Source organism: Lentilactobacillus parafarraginis DSM 18390 = JCM 14109 (assembly GCF_001435895.1).
GTDB classification, from domain to species: domain Bacteria; phylum Bacillota; class Bacilli; order Lactobacillales; family Lactobacillaceae; genus Lentilactobacillus; species Lentilactobacillus parafarraginis.
This window is the reverse complement of the sequence record NZ_AZFZ01000061.1, coordinates 1-17,528: the sequence shown is the minus strand read 5'-3', so window position 1 is coordinate 17,528 and position 17,528 is coordinate 1. Positions and strand designations below refer to the sequence as shown.

Annotated in this window: 16 protein-coding genes; 4 read left to right on the top strand and 12 right to left on the bottom strand. The window is 46.2% G+C overall.

The annotated features are described in order from the left end of the window. Positions 1-124: 124 nt before the first annotated feature. Both FD47_RS11810 and FD47_RS11805 read right to left on the bottom strand, forming a co-directional pair. The gene (locus FD47_RS11810) at positions 125-706 is read right to left on the bottom strand and encodes a zinc ribbon domain-containing protein (protein WP_054736017.1); all 582 of its coding nucleotides are present in this window, start codon (positions 704-706) and stop codon (positions 125-127) included. Between the two features lie 322 nt (positions 707-1,028). Next, complete coding sequence (locus FD47_RS11805) at positions 1,029-1,658, bottom strand: DapH/DapD/GlmU-related protein (protein WP_056980713.1); 630 nt, start codon at positions 1,656-1,658, stop codon at positions 1,029-1,031. Between the two features lie 678 nt (positions 1,659-2,336). Here FD47_RS11805 and FD47_RS11800 point away from each other — a divergent pair. From FD47_RS11800 to FD47_RS11790, 3 genes are all read left to right on the top strand, one after another. After that, the gene (locus FD47_RS11800; RefSeq protein ID WP_008215074.1) at positions 2,337-3,458 is read left to right on the top strand and encodes an NAD(P)-dependent alcohol dehydrogenase; all 1,122 of its coding nucleotides are present in this window, start codon (positions 2,337-2,339) and stop codon (positions 3,456-3,458) included. 157 nt (positions 3,459-3,615) lie between these two features. After that, positions 3,616-5,091 carry an aldehyde dehydrogenase gene (gene aldA / locus FD47_RS11795; RefSeq protein ID WP_056980712.1) on the top strand — a complete coding sequence of 492 codons (1,476 nt, stop codon included), beginning with the start codon at positions 3,616-3,618 and terminating at the stop codon, positions 5,089-5,091. A gap of 165 nt (positions 5,092-5,256) precedes the next feature. After that, positions 5,257-5,895 (top strand): HAD family hydrolase, encoded by a 639-nt coding sequence (locus FD47_RS11790; RefSeq protein WP_054736019.1) that lies wholly within the window; start codon positions 5,257-5,259, stop codon positions 5,893-5,895. A 100-nt stretch (positions 5,896-5,995) separates the two neighbouring features. Here the strand turns inward: FD47_RS11790 and FD47_RS11785 are convergent, their stop codons facing one another. The 10 genes from FD47_RS11785 to FD47_RS11740 form a co-directional block, all read right to left on the bottom strand. Beyond that, the gene (locus FD47_RS11785; RefSeq protein WP_082402660.1) at positions 5,996-6,319 is read right to left on the bottom strand and encodes a hypothetical protein; all 324 of its coding nucleotides are present in this window, start codon (positions 6,317-6,319) and stop codon (positions 5,996-5,998) included. A 14-nt stretch (positions 6,320-6,333) separates the two neighbouring features. Next, complete coding sequence (locus tag FD47_RS11780) at positions 6,334-6,699, bottom strand: hypothetical protein (protein WP_054736024.1); 366 nt, start codon at positions 6,697-6,699, stop codon at positions 6,334-6,336. Between the two features lie 181 nt (positions 6,700-6,880). Next, positions 6,881-7,381, bottom strand: coding sequence for a GNAT family N-acetyltransferase (locus FD47_RS11775; protein ID WP_008215069.1), 501 nt, complete (start codon positions 7,379-7,381; stop codon positions 6,881-6,883). Between the two features lie 23 nt (positions 7,382-7,404). Then, complete coding sequence (locus FD47_RS11770) at positions 7,405-8,547, bottom strand: NADH-dependent flavin oxidoreductase (RefSeq protein WP_056980711.1); 1,143 nt, start codon at positions 8,545-8,547, stop codon at positions 7,405-7,407. A gap of 228 nt (positions 8,548-8,775) precedes the next feature. Further along, the gene (nadC, locus tag FD47_RS11765) at positions 8,776-9,615 is read right to left on the bottom strand and encodes a carboxylating nicotinate-nucleotide diphosphorylase (RefSeq protein WP_054736030.1); all 840 of its coding nucleotides are present in this window, start codon (positions 9,613-9,615) and stop codon (positions 8,776-8,778) included. Further along, on the bottom strand, positions 9,612-10,799 hold the full coding sequence (locus tag FD47_RS11760; RefSeq protein ID WP_054736032.1) for an MFS transporter: 1,188 nt from the start codon (positions 10,797-10,799) through the stop codon (positions 9,612-9,614). The genes nadC and FD47_RS11760 overlap by 4 nt, the downstream gene beginning before the upstream one ends. Positions 10,800-11,068: 269 nt before the next feature. After that, positions 11,069-12,517: a C69 family dipeptidase gene (locus FD47_RS11755; RefSeq protein WP_404820081.1), complete on the bottom strand. Its 1,449-nt coding sequence runs from the start codon at positions 12,515-12,517 to the stop codon at positions 11,069-11,071. 94 nt (positions 12,518-12,611) lie between these two features. Continuing rightward, positions 12,612-13,055 (bottom strand): hypothetical protein, encoded by a 444-nt coding sequence (locus FD47_RS11750; protein ID WP_054736037.1) that lies wholly within the window; start codon positions 13,053-13,055, stop codon positions 12,612-12,614. Between the two features lie 161 nt (positions 13,056-13,216). Next, entirely contained in the window at positions 13,217-14,725 is a 1,509-nt protein-coding gene (gene ppcA / locus FD47_RS11745; protein ID WP_008215061.1) for a phosphoenolpyruvate carboxylase, read from the bottom strand. Between the two features lie 253 nt (positions 14,726-14,978). After that, positions 14,979-15,410: an OsmC family protein gene (locus tag FD47_RS11740; protein WP_054736040.1), complete on the bottom strand. Its 432-nt coding sequence runs from the start codon at positions 15,408-15,410 to the stop codon at positions 14,979-14,981. 220 nt (positions 15,411-15,630) lie between these two features. On the opposite strand from FD47_RS11740, the gene FD47_RS11735 reads away from it, so the two are divergent. Next, a complete protein-coding gene (locus FD47_RS11735; protein WP_171035028.1) occupies positions 15,631-17,487 on the top strand; it encodes a cation:proton antiporter family protein in 1,857 nt (618 codons plus the stop codon). The last annotated feature ends 41 nt before the right edge of the window (positions 17,488-17,528 follow it).

The window sequence follows — 17,528 nt, the reverse complement described above, 5'->3', positions numbered from 1 at the left end:
TAAAGTGTCAACCCTAAGGGGTATTGTACGGCTTTTGAGTCATGGGAAGATCCTCCTGTTGTTAGTTTTAAAACGCGGGATAAAAATCAATGGCCATTGGTTTTTATCCCGCGTTTTAAACGGTTTATTGATACTTATCCGCGATGTTGTATTTGATTTTTCCCTGATCAACTTTTAGCAGGGTTTGCTTCTTACCATCCTTTGCGGTGACCTTGAATTTGGAAAACAACTGGTTGGCGTAAACGTGCTTAAACGCTTTTGAACGGTTCTGGATCTTCGAAACGAACCGGTTCCAAGTAGCGGGTTTACCCTTCTTGAGGTCTTTAACCGCCTTGCTTGATTTTGAAACGGTGATTGTGACCCCCTTGTTTTTATCAACGTCAATTTTGGGCTTATGACCAAACGGGGTTTTAGGCTGGCTGTTAAATAAGTACTGATTCAACTCGCGACCAACCGTTTTGTGACCAGGGCCGTCTTGGAGCCGACAGGAGGCTGCGAAAACCATCACGATTAAAAACGCGATGATCAGCGTTGTCAGTCGTCCAAGCGGGGTCTGCCGCCACTCTACGATTCGTTCGACGCGGGTATTCTTAATTTCATCTTCTTCCAACCATGGCTGCTTTGCGCCACAGTAGGGGCAAAAATTTGCGTAAGCGGGAATTGTTTTGCCACACATCACGCAAACCTTAGTCTTATTTTCCGACATCCCTGTTCCTCCAATATGTACCTGAAATGTTAACGAAAAACGGTCAATGAGACCAACATCGTTATTGATTATCAGGATGATTATGTGTGCTCCAAATCCAAACTAACAATTATTATACAACTGTGGGCGTTAAAATGGGGTGTGATGGGAAAAATGATGACGAGTTGTAACATAGCAGCCGGTAGGTACCGACTTTCGGGAAAACAACTTCAAATTTACAACTCGATCGGCAATTACGGCAATTTAAAGGGATGTTTTTCAAACTGTGAATGGTTTGAAAAGCATCCCTTGTTATCTTTGTTAACGAGCTGCTAACGATTCGTTACGCCTCTGGCAGGTGTTTAGCAATGAACTCCTTAATTGGGAGGCGAAAATCCAGATAGTCCTTCTCGATCTTCTCACGGGACCAGTCCCACCAGGCAATTTTTTCCATATCGGTCTTAATTTCGTCGGCAAAGCGGTCCTTGATGGGTTTGGCGGGGACGCCACCAACGATGGTGTATGCGGCCACGTCCTTAGTGACGACGGCACCAGAGCCGATAACCGCACCATCCCCAATTGTCACGCCCGCCTGAATAATGGCACCGTGGCCGATCCAAACGTCGTTACCAATGGTGGTGCGGCGATGGGTACGGTTCTCAAGGAATTCGGCATCCGGATGATCAAACCCGTATGCCGCGCCATTATAGAGGGAAATGTGTTGGGCGGGCCGATCGTAAGGATGATTAGTCGGGCCAACGCGGACCATCGCGGCCATGCTGATGAACTTCTTTAAATCACTATTTTGAATGAAGCAGTATTGGCCGGTATAGCTGTAATCGCCAATGGTGCTGTTATCAATTAGGTTACTAGCACCAATCTCAACCCACTGGCCAAAGGTGGTTCTCTTGAACTGGGTATCCTTGCCAATCGTCGGCTGATGCTGGGATAATCCAACAAAGTCAATGTGCATCGTCATCACTTCTCTCTTTTGGGTGGTGATAATATATTATAATATTTGGGCAAAAAAGCAACAAAAAATTGTGGCGGATTATGTGTAATTCGCCACAAACTTTTAGCGATTTTTGAAAATTTTTTTAGAGGCATTTAACGCCTTTTTCGAAAAAATGATGACTGGATGAAGGCACTCCAGTAATTTAAGAGTTGCTGCAGCCTTTAATTTGCCGGCATCTCGGTAAAAATAGACTGAAGCGGTCTTTGACCAACCAACTTGTTAGATGCAGCGAATTCAAAAAGTCGGTGGGAAATTGCCTTAATAACTGAAAATGGTCGCAAATTGATTATAGATTTATTTCACTAACTTACGATTTGATAGCGATATTTGTTCACAATTCATAAAACTTTTTTTAGATTGTGAAAAGGTTACGGAGAGTAACCGTTTGGAAAATCTCACACAAAATTCTGGCAATTGCTGCTGAAATTAACTTGCAAAATCGCCCTGAGTACGTTATAAATAGAGATGTAAGCGGTTGTTATTGAAACGCGAAATGGAAATTCGACGTTAGTAAAAGTTACGAGCTTACCTGTAATTATGGGACGAAGTGTCTGTAACTTTGTGAACGATTTTCCATTATTTGTTTGCTGACAATTGCTCACTGAATAACAATAAGAACGTTATGGAGATGTGATTATGCGAATTAAAGCAGCAGTTGTTAATGAAAAAGGCGGCAACTTCGAAATGAAAGATGATGTCGAGTTAGCCGACATGCAGGCTGACGACCTTCAGATTCATATGGTTGCTTCAGGAATCTGTCACTCAGATGAAGCTTTACGTAAGGGGACCGCGGAAATTGGTTATCCAATTGTTCTTGGTCATGAAGGATCAGGAATCGTCGAGAAGGTTGGCCCTGAAGTAAAGAACTTCAAACCTGGCGATCACGTTGTATTGTCGTTCTATGGCTGTGGAAATTGTATTAATTGCTTAAAGGGAATTCCAACTCAATGCTTGAATTACGCCGCAAATAACTTGTCTGGTGTTCGTCCTGATGGCAGTGCTCATTTCACTGAAAATGGGCATGACGTTGCCGACATGTTTGATCAATCATCATTCACCACGACAACCGTTGTTCGTGAACGAAACGCCGTTAAGGTTCCTAAGGATCTTGATCTCCGTGAACTTGGACCGTTGGGCTGCGGCTATGTAACTGGTAGTGGGACCGTCTTCAACACCTTGAAGCCGGAACCAGGATCAACAATTGCCGTATTTGGTACCGGTGCCGTTGGCCTCGCTGCAATGATGGCCGGCCGGATTTCCGGATGCACTAAGGTCATTGCCGTTGATATCGTGCCATCACGATTGAAGTTAGCCAAGGAACTTGGCGCAACTGATGCCATCAACAGCAAGGATGAAGATGCTGTTGAAGCAATCAAGAAGTTAACCGATGGTCATGGTGTTGACTATGCCGTTGACACAACCGGGGTTAAGAAAGTAATGGAAGATTCAATCCAGGCTTTGGCTCAAGGTGGGACAACCGCAACAATTGCCGTTACCGACCAGCATATCGATCTGGATACTTGGAACGATCTTTGCACCAGTGATCGCAAGGTTGTTGGTGTTAACATGGGTGACTCAATTCCTCAAGTTGACGTTCCTCGTTTGATTCGATTCTATCAATTAGGCATGTTTGACTTTGATAAGACTGAAAAGTTCTACAAGTTTGAGGATATTAACCAAGCCAATGCTGATTCAGTCAGTGGTAAGACAATCAAGCCTGTCTTGATTATTGACCCTGACTACAAGCCAGGCAAGTAAGGCTCATAATTGCAATAAATGATCTAAGAGAGGGTCAATTGCAATGGTTCGCGTTACGTTCAATCTGTTTGATACGAAAATCTAATATTTGTTTCCTGCCAGTAAGGCGTTCAATTACACTGTTGCCGACAGGTAAGATGAAAGGAAGCAACATATTATGGCACAAAATGCTGTTGCATTGAAGCACTATCAAATGTACATCAATGGTAAGTTTATGGATTCTAAGTCAGGCAATGAAATCACCGTTATTAATCCGGCAACTGGTGAAAAGATTTCAACGGTGCCAGCTGCAACTCGTGAGGAAGCGCAAGAAGCTATTGACGCTGCTTACGAAGCTGAGAAGACTTGGAAGAAAGTGCCGGCTGCAACTCGTGGGCAATATTTACACGATGTCGCAACTGAAATTCGAAACGAGAAGGATCACTTGGTTGAAATGCTCCAAGAAGAACAGGGCAAGATCAAGTCATTAGCAACCACCGAAATTATGTTCTCTGCCGACTACTTTGACTACATGGCAAGCGCCTCACGGACATATGAAGGTGAAATTCTTCAATCAGACAATAAGAATGAAAATATTATGATTGCTAAGCAGCCAATTGGCGTTGCTTCGGGCATTTTACCATGGAACTTCCCATTCTTCCTGATTGCTCGTAAAATGGGTCCGGCTTTGGTAACTGGCAACACAATCGTTATGAAGCCAAGTTCTGATACCCCTAATTTGGGATTGGAATTCGCTAAGATTGTTGAAAAAGTTGGGATTCCAAAGGGTGTTGTCAACATTATTTCTGGTCGCGGCTCCGTTGTTGGTGACGAGTTGACTAAGAACAAGAAGGTTGGCATCATTAGTTTGACCGGCTCCGTTGATTCAGGTAAGCGGGTTATGACCGGTGCCGCTACCCACATGGCAAAGGTATCCCTTGAATTAGGTGGAAAAGCACCTGCCATTGTCTGCAAGGATGCCGACATTGACTTGGCTGTTCAATCCATTATTGATTCACGGGTTGATAACAACGGAGAACTTTGCAACAACTGTGAACGGGTCTACGTTCAAGAAGACGTTGCCGATGAATTCATCAAGAAATTGTCTGATAAGATGTCTGCGATTACGGTCGGAGATCCAATGGAACATGAAGACATTGGCATGGGTCCATTAATTAACCAAGAAGCTTTGGACAAGGTTGCCGGAATGGTTGACCGGGCTGTCAAGGCTGGCGGCAAGATTACTGCTGGTGGTCACAAGCTCAACATTAAGAAGGGCTTCTACTACGAACCAACGGTTATCACTAACGTCAAGCAAGACTCCGAGATCGTTCAGGACGAAATCTTTGGCCCAGTATTGCCAGTATTGACATTCAAGACTTTGGATGACGCCATTGAAATGGCTAACGACAGTGACTTTGGGTTGACTTCATCAATCTTCACCGAGAACTTGGATAACGCAATGCGTGCTGCCAACGAACTCGAAGATGGTGAAACTTACATCAACCGCTTCAACTTTGAAGCTATGAATGGGTCACACTCAGGCTGGAAGGAATCAGGTATCGGTGGCGACGATGGCCGTCACGGTATCGAAGAATTCTTGAACACCCACGTTATTTACCTTCAAGGACATCCTGAAAAGGCAAATGGCTAATCACTACTTGATTAACTGCTAATCGAATTTATTAAGTTAACGATTCACTTAAAAATAGGGATCTCACCCTTTGATGAGGTTCCTATTTTTTGATGCAACTGGTTAATGATCTCATTAATCTGATAAAATGGGGGTAGCTAATCAATACAGAAAGTGGGTAATTTTATGACGTATAAAGCGGTGGCGTTTGACTTGGACGGAACAATCGCTGAAACCTTTCCGGTTATTTTCGATGCTTTTCGCAAGATTGTCTATCGGTACACCCCTCAAGAAATTGATGATCAGGCGATTCTGGCAACTTTTGGGGCCAACGAAATTGGCATGCTGAAAAAATTGATTCCGGGCGTGAAGGATGATATTCTCGATGACTTTTATCGTCAGTATCGGGCTAGTCACGCTCAACTGACGCAGCCATTTTCAGGAATTAAGGACCTGATTGCGACGCTGAAATCTCACGGTGTCATGGTGCCGATGGTGACCGGTAAGGGAGACGTCAGCTGTCGCATTAGTCTTGAGACTTTGGGGATGGTCGATCAGTTTGAGCCGATTCTAATTGGGTCTCCCAAGGGATCGAATAAGGCCGCCAATTTTAAAAAGATCCTCGCGCAATACCAACTCACTGCCGATCAGCTAGCCTATATCGCTGATACGGCCGGCGACGTTCAGGCCTGTCGCGAAGCCGGTATTGCCTGCTATTCAGCTGCGTGGTCCAGGTATGCCAACGTTGATAAGCTTCGAGAGGTTAATGATCAGGTGTTTATGACGGTTGCTGATTTAACGGCCGCACTGGCAAGCCAGATTTAAAGCTGGCTTTTCGTTAGCCACAATTTATTAAATGGTTTCTAAAACATCAGCGGATAGTTTCCCTGCCTTGATCGGCTGGAGACTATCAGCTGATGTTTTGCTAATTATCTAGTGGTGCTGATTTTTCTGGCTTCTGGTCGTCCGGTGATGATAGTAATTGAATGACCATACTGGGATGACTGCCCGGAGTTGCGCGATAAACGGCGTAATCACCGGGATTTAGGTGATAGTCTTGAATCTGGCCCGAACCAGCCACACTAAAGCCGGCGACCTCATAGTATGCGTGGCCATTAACCGGCTCATCGGTCAGGGTCACGTTGACCGAATCTAATGGGGCGACATCCAGTGAGGGACGCCGTAACGCCAAATACTGGTAGCTGACGGCGTCCACTGTTAGGGTGATTTCATTATCGTTGCAGGACATTGTAAAACTTTCTTTCAATTTGATAGACCTTCTTTTTTGATTTCGGCATGCCGAATATCTGCTATCCTTATTGTAAGCGTCTTATCGGTCTGAAAGTAAATTAAATCTTGATTTGTGCCAATGACAATACCGTCCATGTTATAAACGTTCAGGTAATCGTCACCGTTAATTTGAAGTCTAATCTGCCTTGAGTTTTCCCAACTAGTCTGTAATACCTGATCGATGGTTTTGGAATCCTGTTCTGGCAGCCGACGGGTCGGTGCCTCTTCGACCCGTTTATCTGCCATATCCTGGGTGTGGTCACTCAAGAAATAACCCATCCATTTCATCATGCCGCGATCATTATATAGCCACTGGTCGCGGGGTACGTCTCTAATCATGTGCAAGCCCCCTCAGTCACTAATATACGAACACGTGTTCGAAATGTCAAGGGGAACAGCCGCATTATTTTTGGTTGCCGCTGATTCGGACATAACGATACGGCGGGTGGCTACAATATAAAAGAGTCTGGGCAACTGATAACGTTGCGCCAGACTCTGAGCGGATTAATAAGTAAGTCGATTAAATTTCCTTATACATTAGCTTACCAGCCACGTCCTGACCACTGATTGTCATCAGAAGGGGGATGTCACCGACGATTTTAAAACCAAACTTTTTGTAAAGGTCGATGGCGTGCAAATTGCCAGAAATCACGTCCAAGTATAGACCGTGAACCTGCCAATTCTTTTTTGCCCAAGTAATCACCTTTCGCATTAACTGACTGCCGATTCCCTGTGACCAATAATCCTGATCAACTGAGACCATCAAGTCGGCCCGATACTCATATCTGGGAAGGGGCCGCCGAGAGAGTTCAGCTAAGCCGACAATTTCGCCCTTTTCAAAAGCGACGAAGAAAACAGCTGTATCCGGATCTTTCATTTTATCTGAAATCTTAATTTCATCCAAATATTTTCGAATATCACGCTGGCTATAGCTGAGGTTATTGGTTTGGCCGCTCACCGTCATCATGTGACGATAAATAAGGTCAGCGTCCTTGGGTTCTGCAATCTGAATTTTAGCCATTAAAAATTCTCCTTATCCATTGTTTATAATTTTAACTGGTGTGCGTCCGTTGAAAGTGGAAATCCCTTGGCAAAGGCCGTTTGCAGGAAGTTCAACAGGGGTGGGGTGACCTTCAATTCATCCAAATCACGGAGGGAGAAGGTGTAGCGAATAGCATCCTCATCTCCAGCCATTACTTTTTGAACCCACTTTGGTTCCCGGATGAGTTCGCGGCCAATCGCGGCAAAATCAACACCGGCAGCCATGATCTTTTCGACCTGTGCCGGGGTTGCCAAGTGGCCAACCACCATGAGGGGTAAATCAGTTGCCAAGACAGCCTGAATTTTTTTGAAGATCGGCTGCTTGTCGGTGTGATCAACGATTGAGGTTGCCCAGGCATCGGCAAGTGATACGTGCAGATAATCAATCGGTTTTTGATTGAGCTGTTTGATTAATGCAAGGGTGTCGTTTAGTCGGATTCCGGGTTCCTCAAGTTCTTCAGGGGAGATGCGGTACCCAAGGATGAACGGGCGCTTGGCAAATCGCTTGATGACCGCGGCGCAGGCATCCACAACCGCAAGTGGGAAGGCCATTCGATTTTCAAGGGAACCGCCCCAACGATCATCCCGGCGATTGGAATGGGGGCTGAAGAACTGCTGCAGGAGATACGTATTCGCACCGTGCAGTTCAACGCCGTCAAATCCAGCTTCGATGGCCAACTTAGTTGCTTGGGCGAAGTCTTGAATCGTTTGGTCAACCTCATCTTCGCCAAGCGCTCGGGGCTGCTCGGCATCTTTGCGCAATGCCGCAACGGCGCTGGCCGAAACTGGCTGTTCACCACGCAGCACCTTGGAATTGCTCATTCGACCGGCACTGAAAATTTGTAAAATTGCTTTGGTGCCGTCGATTTGAATGGCATTGGCCAGTCGTGAAAGCCCCGGCCGCATTTGCCGGTTGGCAACGCTGAGCTCGCCTTCAAATCCTTTCCCCAGATCGTTTACGTTGGCGCAGCCGGTAATCAGCATCCCAACGCCCCCGGCTCGCAGCCGGTAGTAAGCAATCTCATCGTTTGTGATCGAGCCGTCTTCAAAGCTGGACTGCTCGGTCATTGGTGACATTGCAATTCGGTTTTTAATTGTGACCCCGTTTCGCAAGGTGTACGGCTCTAAAAAATGATACTTTGGCATATCTTGGATTCCCCCAATTTCATTTAGTTAATCGAAGCACCACATGGATATTTTAGCATAAAAGTCAATTTGGATTGGATATGAAAAACGCGCCATTGCAGGGTTTGTGAGCAATGACGCGGCGGCGGTTAATAAATCTTAATAAAAAGATAAAGACCGTCAACAATTCAATCGAGTAGGGATATAATTGTTTTGTTTGAATTCTATGGGGAAAATGAGCGAATTGGGTTAGCTCTTCACGACGCCGGCAACCAGAAAGCTAATATCGAGAGGGGAAACGTCGTTGGTCAGATTGCCAATTGAAATGAAGTCGGCGCCACAACCCTTAAAGGTGCTGATGGAAGCTTCAGTGATGCCCCCGGACGCTTCGATTTTAATCGTTTGGGGGACAAGCCGTTTCCATTGCTTGATGGTTTCGGGATCCTGATTATCAAACATAATGACATCGGCACCCCCGGCAACGGCTTGGCGAAGCTCCTCTTCGGTTTCGACCTCGACCTCAATTGGGGTGAGGGGGCCAACGTGCTGCTTAACAGCCCTGAGTGCTTGGGTGACGCCGCCCGCTAAGGCAATGTGGTTATCCTTTAACATGATGCCGCCGGTTAAGTCAAAGCGGTGATTGAAGCCGCCGCCAACGGTGATGGCGTACTTGTCAAATAGCCGTAACCCAGGCGCGGTTTTCCGGGTATCCGTGATTCGAATGGTTGAATCATCCAATAGATCGACTAAGTGAGCCGTTTGGGTGGCAATGCCGCTCATTCGCTGGATCAGGTTAAGAGTGACCCGTTCACCGGAAAGCAGGGTGGCGGCGGTCCCGGAAACCGTGCCGATGACGTCGCCGGCTTTAACTGGCGAGCCGTCCGGAATGAGTGGCTTGTACGTCGCGTTTCCCAGCAGGTCATAGGTGATTTGGGGAATTTCTTGGCCGCAAATGATGCCGCTTTGTTTGGCGACAAACGATCCTGACAGGGACTTTTCACCCGGTAGAAACGCGACACTGAGATCACCGAAGCCTAAATCTTCTTTTAAAAATTCGCTGATTTTTTCCTTTAAGATGATCGGATTCATTGGGTGACCTCCCCATCGGGTTGCCGATCAGCACTGGGGAGTGCCAAAACGGCAATCGAGCCGATCACCAGTGACACCATAAAGATGATGAAGATGACACTAATGCTGATTTGGTGATCCATTAAAACGCCAATTAACAGGGGACCAAAAATGGCGCCGATGCGGCCAATTCCCTGGGCCATGCCGGTCATGGTTCCCCGAATATTGTTTGTGTAAAGTTCCGGGGTCAGCGCGATGATGGCACCATATGCCCCCAAGTTAAAGAAGGAGAGGACGCAGCCGGAAATCACGATAAGAACGGCCGATGCTGACTGGCCAAACATGATGGCGCCGCACGCGGTTCCCAGCATATAAATCGCGAAGACATACTTTACTTGAATCCGTTTGGCTAACCAAGAGGCACAGAAGTATCCTGGCAGTTGGGCAACAACGATGATGGTGGTGTAGCCAAAGCTGTTTACGATGCCATAACCCTTATCCACCATGATGCTTGGCAGCCACATAAACATGCCATAGTAGCTGAACATGACCATGAACCAGGCAAGCCAAAGCATCAGTGTCCAAGGTTTAAAAGTGGTTTTGAGACTAACAAGCCAGTTTTGCGCACTCGGATTTTTCGGGGCCGTTTCATGAATGTGTTTTCGTAAAACGATTGCGAAAAATCCGGCGATTGCGGTGACAACCAGAATTCCCCGCCAGCCTAAAACCGGGGTCAGTAAAAATGATAAGAATGAGGCAACCAACCAGCCCAAGGCCCAGAAACTATCTGCTAGAATCAGCATCTGTGAACGTTTGGTGCCCTTGTAGATGTCGGCAATATAGGTGGCGGCAACCGGCAATTCCCCGCCAAGGCCCATGCCAACAAAGAACCGAATTCCTAAGAACGTGTAGAAGCCGGGTGAGACGGCCAAAATCAGATTGCCAATCGAGAATGTCAGCAGGGTGGCGATCAGTGTGTTCTTGCGGCCAATTCGATCGGCCAGGTGGCCAAAGTAAAAGCCACCGCAAACCATGCCGACGGTGCTGACAGAGCTGATCAGGCCGGTTTGTGAATTGGTCAAGGCCCACTGTTGATGAACGATGGGCATAATAAATGATAGCAAACCAACGTCCATGGCATCAAACAGCCACGCCGTGCCAATAATTAAGAAGATGAACGTGGTGCGTTGCTTAGTGTTATCCATAATAATTGCGAAACTCCCTTCAATTAATAAAAGTATCAAGTACTTTTAAACGAATAAAAATAAAAGTAGGTTTTACTTTAAATAAGAGGATACACGGATTCTGTGAAAACATCAAGCAAAACATCACTTTTTTGCCATGATTGGCTCATTAAAAAAGAACCCCAGCAGCTGTGGGTGATCACTGCTGCTGAGATTCGTATTTTTTGTGAGACTATGAAGCAAAATTTTGCGGTCAACCTGTTCGTCAGGTAACGGGGAACTTCCGTTGGCTACATTTCGCCGCCTTTTTCAAAGGTTGGGACCATCTTTTCGGCTCGGAGAAGAACTAACTGATGAAGTAAGTCCTTTAAATTATCCGTAATGGTTGCGGCAATCTTCGCGTTAATTTCAGTATGCCACCTTGGCAAATCGGCAGCTTTTTGATCCGCAAAGGCTTTGTCGGCTAACGTAACGGCTTGACGGCCCTTGGCAAAACCAAATTTCCGACTTTCAGAAACCGCGGTCATGGCATCCCAATCATGTTCGGCAAAGAATGGGTCGGCCAGCATTGCAACCAGCTTATTCAGCCAGTAGAAGCTCTCGGTGGTTGTTCGCAGGGGGGTATTTTTGAAGTTCGCGGGGGTATCTAAGCAGTTGGCAAAGAATGGCACTGGGGTATTAAAAATATTAACCCCTTCGGCAAGCCAGTGAATGGCAGCGTGGTCGGCAGGAAAGTCCGGACGGATTTGTAAAATGTGCATTTCCTGGTTACGGTTCATTCCGATAGGCCGATACCGCTGCCGCGTCTCTGGCGTGCCGGTTTTGCCGTAGGGGTCAAAATCCGTTTCCTGATAGTGACTACTCAGGATAAACGCAACGTCTTCAACTGAGACTAGGTGAGCCGGCACCCGTTCAAACGGCATGCAGCGGCTTTCCGGATCCTGTTTAATTTTGGGATTTAGGACCCGTTGGCCATACCAGACCCGTGGCGTGTTGTAGTAGTGATCGCTTTGAAGGTCTTCGCCAAAAATCGCTCTGAAGTTAAACCCTTTGGGGGATTTATTGAGGTGGTAGGTTTCAGCAAATGATTTCAGATCATCTGAGTACATGAAATGATCCGGGTCATCAAAATCAATTTCTTGAATCCCAGTTTGGTTAGGGGCAATGACGTATGTGTTGTCCGGAATCCGTTCGGCTGCCCAGTGATGGCCGCCAACCGTCTCAAAGTACCAGACCTCATCTTGATCGGAAAAAGCAATGCCGTTACTTTCGCACGTGCCGTACTTTGTAATGAGGGCGCCTAGTCGTTTGACACCTTCACGGGCGGAATGGATATAGGGTAAAACCACCGTTAACATGGCTTCTTCGCCAATGCCGTCATCCACGAGCGGATCGATTCCCAAAACTGTGGTGTTGGTAAATTCGGTTTCGGTTGAACTCATGGCAACGTTATCGGTATTAATTCCGGACTCGCCCCAGACGCCGTCACTGACATCAGCACAGGGCGTTTCGGTATAGCGAAGTGGGTCGGCCGGCAACGTTAATTTGAATCCGTTAAACGTTGATATGTACTCAGTGGGCTGCTGATCCGGTGTGACCACCACAAACCGTTTTGGATTAATCCCGCCACCGGCATCCTCGTTTCTGGCAATCATGGTCGAGCCATCGACAGTTGCGTTTTTACCGACTAAAACGGCGGTGCAGCTGGAGTTGTTTCGTGTATTGTTCAAAAAAATCATTCCTTTCTCACTATAAGAACACTATAGCACAATGAAAGGGATGATTTTTTTGAAAACAATCGGTCAGGCAGCCGACTTGGATATGGCTAGCAGGCTAATTAAAAACTGTTTGGGTTGTCACTTTTGGTAGAACCAGTGCTTGGCCATAAACCCAATATTTTTGAACTTTCTGCTTGGCATTTTTACTCAAAACTTTCTTGCCGCGAAGGACGTTGACTTTTGAAATCCGGTACCAGTTATATTGCGTCCCCTGGGTTGCATAGAGGTCAATGTGCACCGTTTTGTTGGTGACACCGTGATTGCTGAGTTTGGCCTTTTTCCAAGAGATTGTCTTGATGTTTTTGTATTGACTGTTTGGAACGTGGTTGTAAAGTTTGAATTGCTGGTAGTTATCGCCAATTGCGGCGTATTCACTGGCTTTATGATAGCTTAGTGAACCGGGTTCACTTGCGGCCTGAGCTGAAAATGCCAATAGCATTGAACCGGTCAAGGCTAATCCACCAACGATTAAACGCTTCATAACATGATTCTTAAACATGATTAAAATCCTCCATTTCAACAATAGAAATTGAACCCCGTTAATGATTCTCCCTTTATTATAATGCCAATGACATAAAAATGCCGCAAACATCGGGAATAAATCGATGTTTGCGGTATTTTAATCGTGATTTTAAGATAAAAACTGATCAGAGCGGGACATTAACCTAAGAATTTCCGCAAGGTTGCTTGCCGTTGAATCAGCGTCGTCTTAGTGGTGTCATCCGAAATCTTAACCAGATCGGCAGCCAATTGAGCATGCTTTTCCTGCTCTTCGGTTTCTGGACCGGCAACGATGTTAAAGAGCTTTTCGATGCCTTCAATATCATCGTCAACGGCCTTCCAGGCTGGATTTTGATTTTGAAGGGCGGTTAGGGCTTCTTTACTGAAGTACTTGGCAACGTGTTCGTAGTCACCCTTAATATTGTGGTAGTACTTTCTCAATACGGTGAGTTCCTTGTCACTTAACTTGGTCAGAACCCGGCCGACGCCGATAAATTCTGGTGGCACGCCAATCGAGTACAGGGCACCGGTAAAGGTAATTGCACGTGGCATCTTGTAACCATCGACATCCCGTGAATAACCGATGATTCCAACGTGTTGGTGACGGTCACGCCGCTTTGGGAACACGTCGAAGATTGGCTGCAAATCATTGATAAGCGGATCAAGCGTAACGTGATACTCTTTAGCAGCTTTTTCAGCGATTTCCAGTAAGGTCTTTTCGTCATCTTCCGGAATGATTTCAAACTTGCTTTGTTGAAGACCCTCACGCAATTTCATGATGGCTGGTTCAACCACGTCAAGTGGATAGTCATAACGGAAGGCGGATTGGATCGTCGCGGTCTTTAATCCTGGGAATTCTTCCAAGTAACGATCAAGCATCATTGGAGATAGGCCGCCCCGAAAGACCGTGCTGCCCATTCCGGCAATTGGGTAGATTGGAAGGCCGCTATCCTGCTCGAACTTGGCAAGGTGACTGAGGGCCAACTTGTTACCGATAATGCTGTTTAAAAAGCCGTTAGACAGCGCAGAATCGGAGCCGGCAAGAAAGACCCGCATGTATTCAACGTCGCGACCAAAGTGCTTCTTATACATTTCCAAGAACTTCGTCAAAATTTCAGGGGCATCCAATTGGGACTGGAAACCTTCGAATAACGGAATCATTTGGAGGGTATCGGAATTTTCGTGGCCGGTATTAAATTCTTTGGATTTGTAATGGGCCAGGCTGGCAAATTTATCTTCCATTTCGATCAATTGGTCAGCTGATTGCGTCATTGGTAAGATGGCTTCAAACAGCGGTCGTTGATCAAATCCCAAATCCTTCGCAAAGTCCTCGGCTGAAAGAATGGTGGTCATTGCCTGCATGAGGCTGTAACCCTTTTCTTCCCAAATATTTGGAAAACGGAAAGTCAAAAACTTGTCTTTACCAAGTGGATGCTGCTTGAAGTAATCGTAATGCTCAGAGTAAAGGCGGTCGATGACTGACGCATCGGCATGTTTACCTTCCCAGTCCCACATATATTCATCCGCGTCGAGTGTTGAAAAGTTCTCATAAGCCTCGTCAATTTCCCGATAAGCCGAAATAAAGGGGTTCTGGTGGTTCTTGAAGAACGGAACCCCTGCGTTATCTGGATGCTGAGTACCCATGATGTTTGGGATTTTTCTATCCATAAAAGAAATGCCTCCTGTTTTCTAATAATGTCATTAAATGAGATTATACATGATAATGGCATTTTTGAAAAATTTATTTAAAATCAAGCCGGTTGATACATAAATCTCAATAAAAGTCGAACGATTACGAATAAAACCAGTTAATTATTTACTTAATTTAAATAAATATTACCGCAAAACTGCGGATGATACTACCCCAGAAGCCAAATTCTTTACGTAAATATGAAAAAAATTCTAATTTAACGGTCTATACTTATTTTGGGTCAGTGAATTCGGTGACGGTTTCGACAGTGTAATTGCCACTGTTTGCCAACAGTTTGGAAACTGGGCAACGGTGTTCAGCTTCCTCTGTCATTGCTTGAGCGGTGGCAAAATCAACCCCGGCAACCTTGATTTGGGCGTGGACTAAAAATTGGTAGCTGGCGCGAGAACCGATAAAAGCAACGTGAACCCGGACCTCAGAGGTGTGGGGCAAATGATGCTCCCGTTCGATTGCTTCAAGGGTGGCTTCCAAACAAGTGCTTAGTGACAGGCTGAGAAGCTGTTCGGGATTGGTTCCCGGATGGGAATTGAGCGGGTTGCTAGTTTTAACTTTTAATCCATTCGGCACGTACGCGTGGCCTTCCAAGCCCTCTGAATTAATCCCGGTGGTGGTGTAAAGTGGGTCGTTCCATCGTGTGTCCATATATGATGGCCTCCTTTTTTCTATTATTATAACCGCTTACAAGTCACTTGTGACTAACCAGAGCTGTTCAAGCCGGCAGGTAATTGTTGAGATCCGTGAATAATGATTGATTTTCGCTGCAATTCCAATTAGGCTGTTAGCTGTTCATTTATTAAAAAAGTGGGCTTGAGAACCGGTTGCTCACAATGAGAAAATTCGAAGTAGAAACGAGCTGATATCGTTGAACCAATTATCGTTAGTCATCATTTTACTGGCAGCACTGATTATTCCGCTTGCCATGGCCAGGCTTAAAGTGACCTTCCTTCCAACTGCCGTCGTGGAAATTCTGGTGGGAATCGCGCTGGGGCCGTCATTGTTTAACTGGATTCAGACCAACGCCACCCTTGACCTCCTGCAAAATGTCGGGGTGATCGTGCTGTTATTTTTAAGCGGCATGGAGATTGACTTCAGTCTATTTAAACGCCGGCCGCAGCGACTGTCACCGCTGGCGGAAAAGGACCAGAAAGCCGCGCCAAAATATTCGGTACTTACCATCGCCACCGCCGGATACGGATCCATTGTCGTGATGGCTGTCGTGATGGGCTACCTGTTAAAGCTGACCGGATTATTTTCAGACGTCTGGCTATCCTCAATTTTATTTATGACCATCTCGCTGGGGATTGTGATCGCGGCGTTGAAGGAACAAGAACTGCTCAGCAAACCATTTGGCCAGGCAATTCTCTTGATTGCGGCCCTTGGCGAAGTTGTTCCAATGGTCAGCCTGACATTTTATGCGTCGGCGTACAGTCCGAATTCGAAGTCCTTATGGCTGATCCTCCTCATATTGGTTGCCGCGGCCGGGCTCTTTTGGCGGTTTAAGGCATTTTTTAAATTTTTTGACCGCATTAATAAATCGACTACCCAATTGGATGTCCGGCTGTCATTTTTCATGATCGTCACCCTGGTCACCGTGGCTGAGTCAGTTGGGGCCGAAGGAATTCTGGGAGCCTTTTTAGCGGGGATTGTCATCAAATTACTGGAACCTCATGAGGAGACCAAGGTTCGCCTGGATTCGATTGGTTACGGGTTCTTTATTCCGATCTTCTTCATCATGAGTGGGGTTAATTTGAACCTGAAACAGCTGGTTTCAAATCCCCACACCCTGATTTTGATTCCGGTCATTTTTGTCGGGTATTTGCTTTCAAAGAGTCTGGTTTACGTTGCGTTGAAGCGGCGGTTTAAGACCATGAATGCCGTGGCCGGGACTGCCATGTCAGCGACAACGATTACGGTGGTCTTGGCGGTTCTTCAGGTGGCTTCACATCTTCACCAGATTACCACTCAGCAATCGGGGGCGTTTTTGTTAGCAGCCATCATCACCTGTGTACTTGGACCGCTCACCTTTAACAAATTATATTCAGCGGAAGCCGAGGATCTCAAGAAGACCACCGTTCACTTTATCGGCACGAATTTAACGACCGTTCCGGTTGCCCAGCAACTGGCCAAGGGCTGGTATGATGTAACTATGTATACCAATAATCAGCATAATTACCGGGCGTTTAACAGCGAAGTCACAATTTCGCTGCTGGATAACATGGAACCCGGATTTATGGTCAATCAAGGGGTCTTTGATGCTGATATCGTTGTTTTAGGGCAGGTGAACTCGAAGAAAAATTACGAGCTTGCTAAAATCGCGAAGCGGTACGGTGTCAAACGGGTGATTGTTCGATTTGAGGACCGAAACATCCTCGATGAGAAGCAGGATGAGTTAGACCGGTTGGGCGTTGAATTATACAATACGCCCGACGTTAACATCAGTATGTTGCGTGCTCTGATTGAAGCACCGTCAACCATGCGATTGATGACCTCAACCGAGGCCAGCGTCTACGAAGTGGCCCTTCGTAATCGCCGGTATGCGGATATTCAGGTTCGCAACATTCCGTTTATTGATAAGATTACGATTACCCAGATTTATCGGGATAAACGCTTCATTCGCCCAACCGGCGGGACCCCGTTGAAGTTAAACGATCGGATTATTTTCACCAGCAGTAAGCAGGAGGCCCCTCAGGTTCGTCGGGAACTTGGGAAGTTAAATTAATCGTTGGTACCAAAAAAGATTGGGAATTCCCAATCTCAGAC

Excerpts from the sequence above, each read along its gene's own strand:
- FD47_RS11810 (WP_054736017.1), bottom strand. The coding sequence starts at position 706 with ATGTCGGAAAATAAGACTAAGGTTTGCGTGATGTGTGGCAAAACAATT.
- FD47_RS11805 (WP_056980713.1), bottom strand. The coding sequence starts at position 1,658 with ATGCACATTGACTTTGTTGGATTATCCCAGCATCAGCCGACGATTGGC.
- FD47_RS11800 (WP_008215074.1), top strand. The coding sequence starts at position 2,337 with ATGCGAATTAAAGCAGCAGTTGTTAATGAAAAAGGCGGCAACTTCGAA.
- aldA (WP_056980712.1), top strand. The coding sequence starts at position 3,616 with ATGGCACAAAATGCTGTTGCATTGAAGCACTATCAAATGTACATCAAT.
- FD47_RS11790 (WP_054736019.1), top strand. The coding sequence starts at position 5,257 with ATGACGTATAAAGCGGTGGCGTTTGACTTGGACGGAACAATCGCTGAA.
- FD47_RS11785 (WP_082402660.1), bottom strand. The coding sequence starts at position 6,319 with ATGTCCTGCAACGATAATGAAATCACCCTAACAGTGGACGCCGTCAGC.
- FD47_RS11780 (WP_054736024.1), bottom strand. The coding sequence starts at position 6,699 with ATGATTAGAGACGTACCCCGCGACCAGTGGCTATATAATGATCGCGGC.
- FD47_RS11775 (WP_008215069.1), bottom strand. The coding sequence starts at position 7,381 with ATGGCTAAAATTCAGATTGCAGAACCCAAGGACGCTGACCTTATTTAT.
- FD47_RS11770 (WP_056980711.1), bottom strand. The coding sequence starts at position 8,547 with ATGCCAAAGTATCATTTTTTAGAGCCGTACACCTTGCGAAACGGGGTC.
- nadC (WP_054736030.1), bottom strand. The coding sequence starts at position 9,615 with ATGAATCCGATCATCTTAAAGGAAAAAATCAGCGAATTTTTAAAAGAA.
- FD47_RS11760 (WP_054736032.1), bottom strand. The coding sequence starts at position 10,799 with ATGGATAACACTAAGCAACGCACCACGTTCATCTTCTTAATTATTGGC.
- FD47_RS11755 (WP_404820081.1), bottom strand. The coding sequence starts at position 12,517 with ATGATTTTTTTGAACAATACACGAAACAACTCCAGCTGCACCGCCGTT.
- FD47_RS11750 (WP_054736037.1), bottom strand. The coding sequence starts at position 13,055 with ATGTTTAAGAATCATGTTATGAAGCGTTTAATCGTTGGTGGATTAGCC.
- ppcA (WP_008215061.1), bottom strand. The coding sequence starts at position 14,725 with ATGGATAGAAAAATCCCAAACATCATGGGTACTCAGCATCCAGATAAC.
- FD47_RS11740 (WP_054736040.1), bottom strand. The coding sequence starts at position 15,410 with ATGGACACACGATGGAACGACCCACTTTACACCACCACCGGGATTAAT.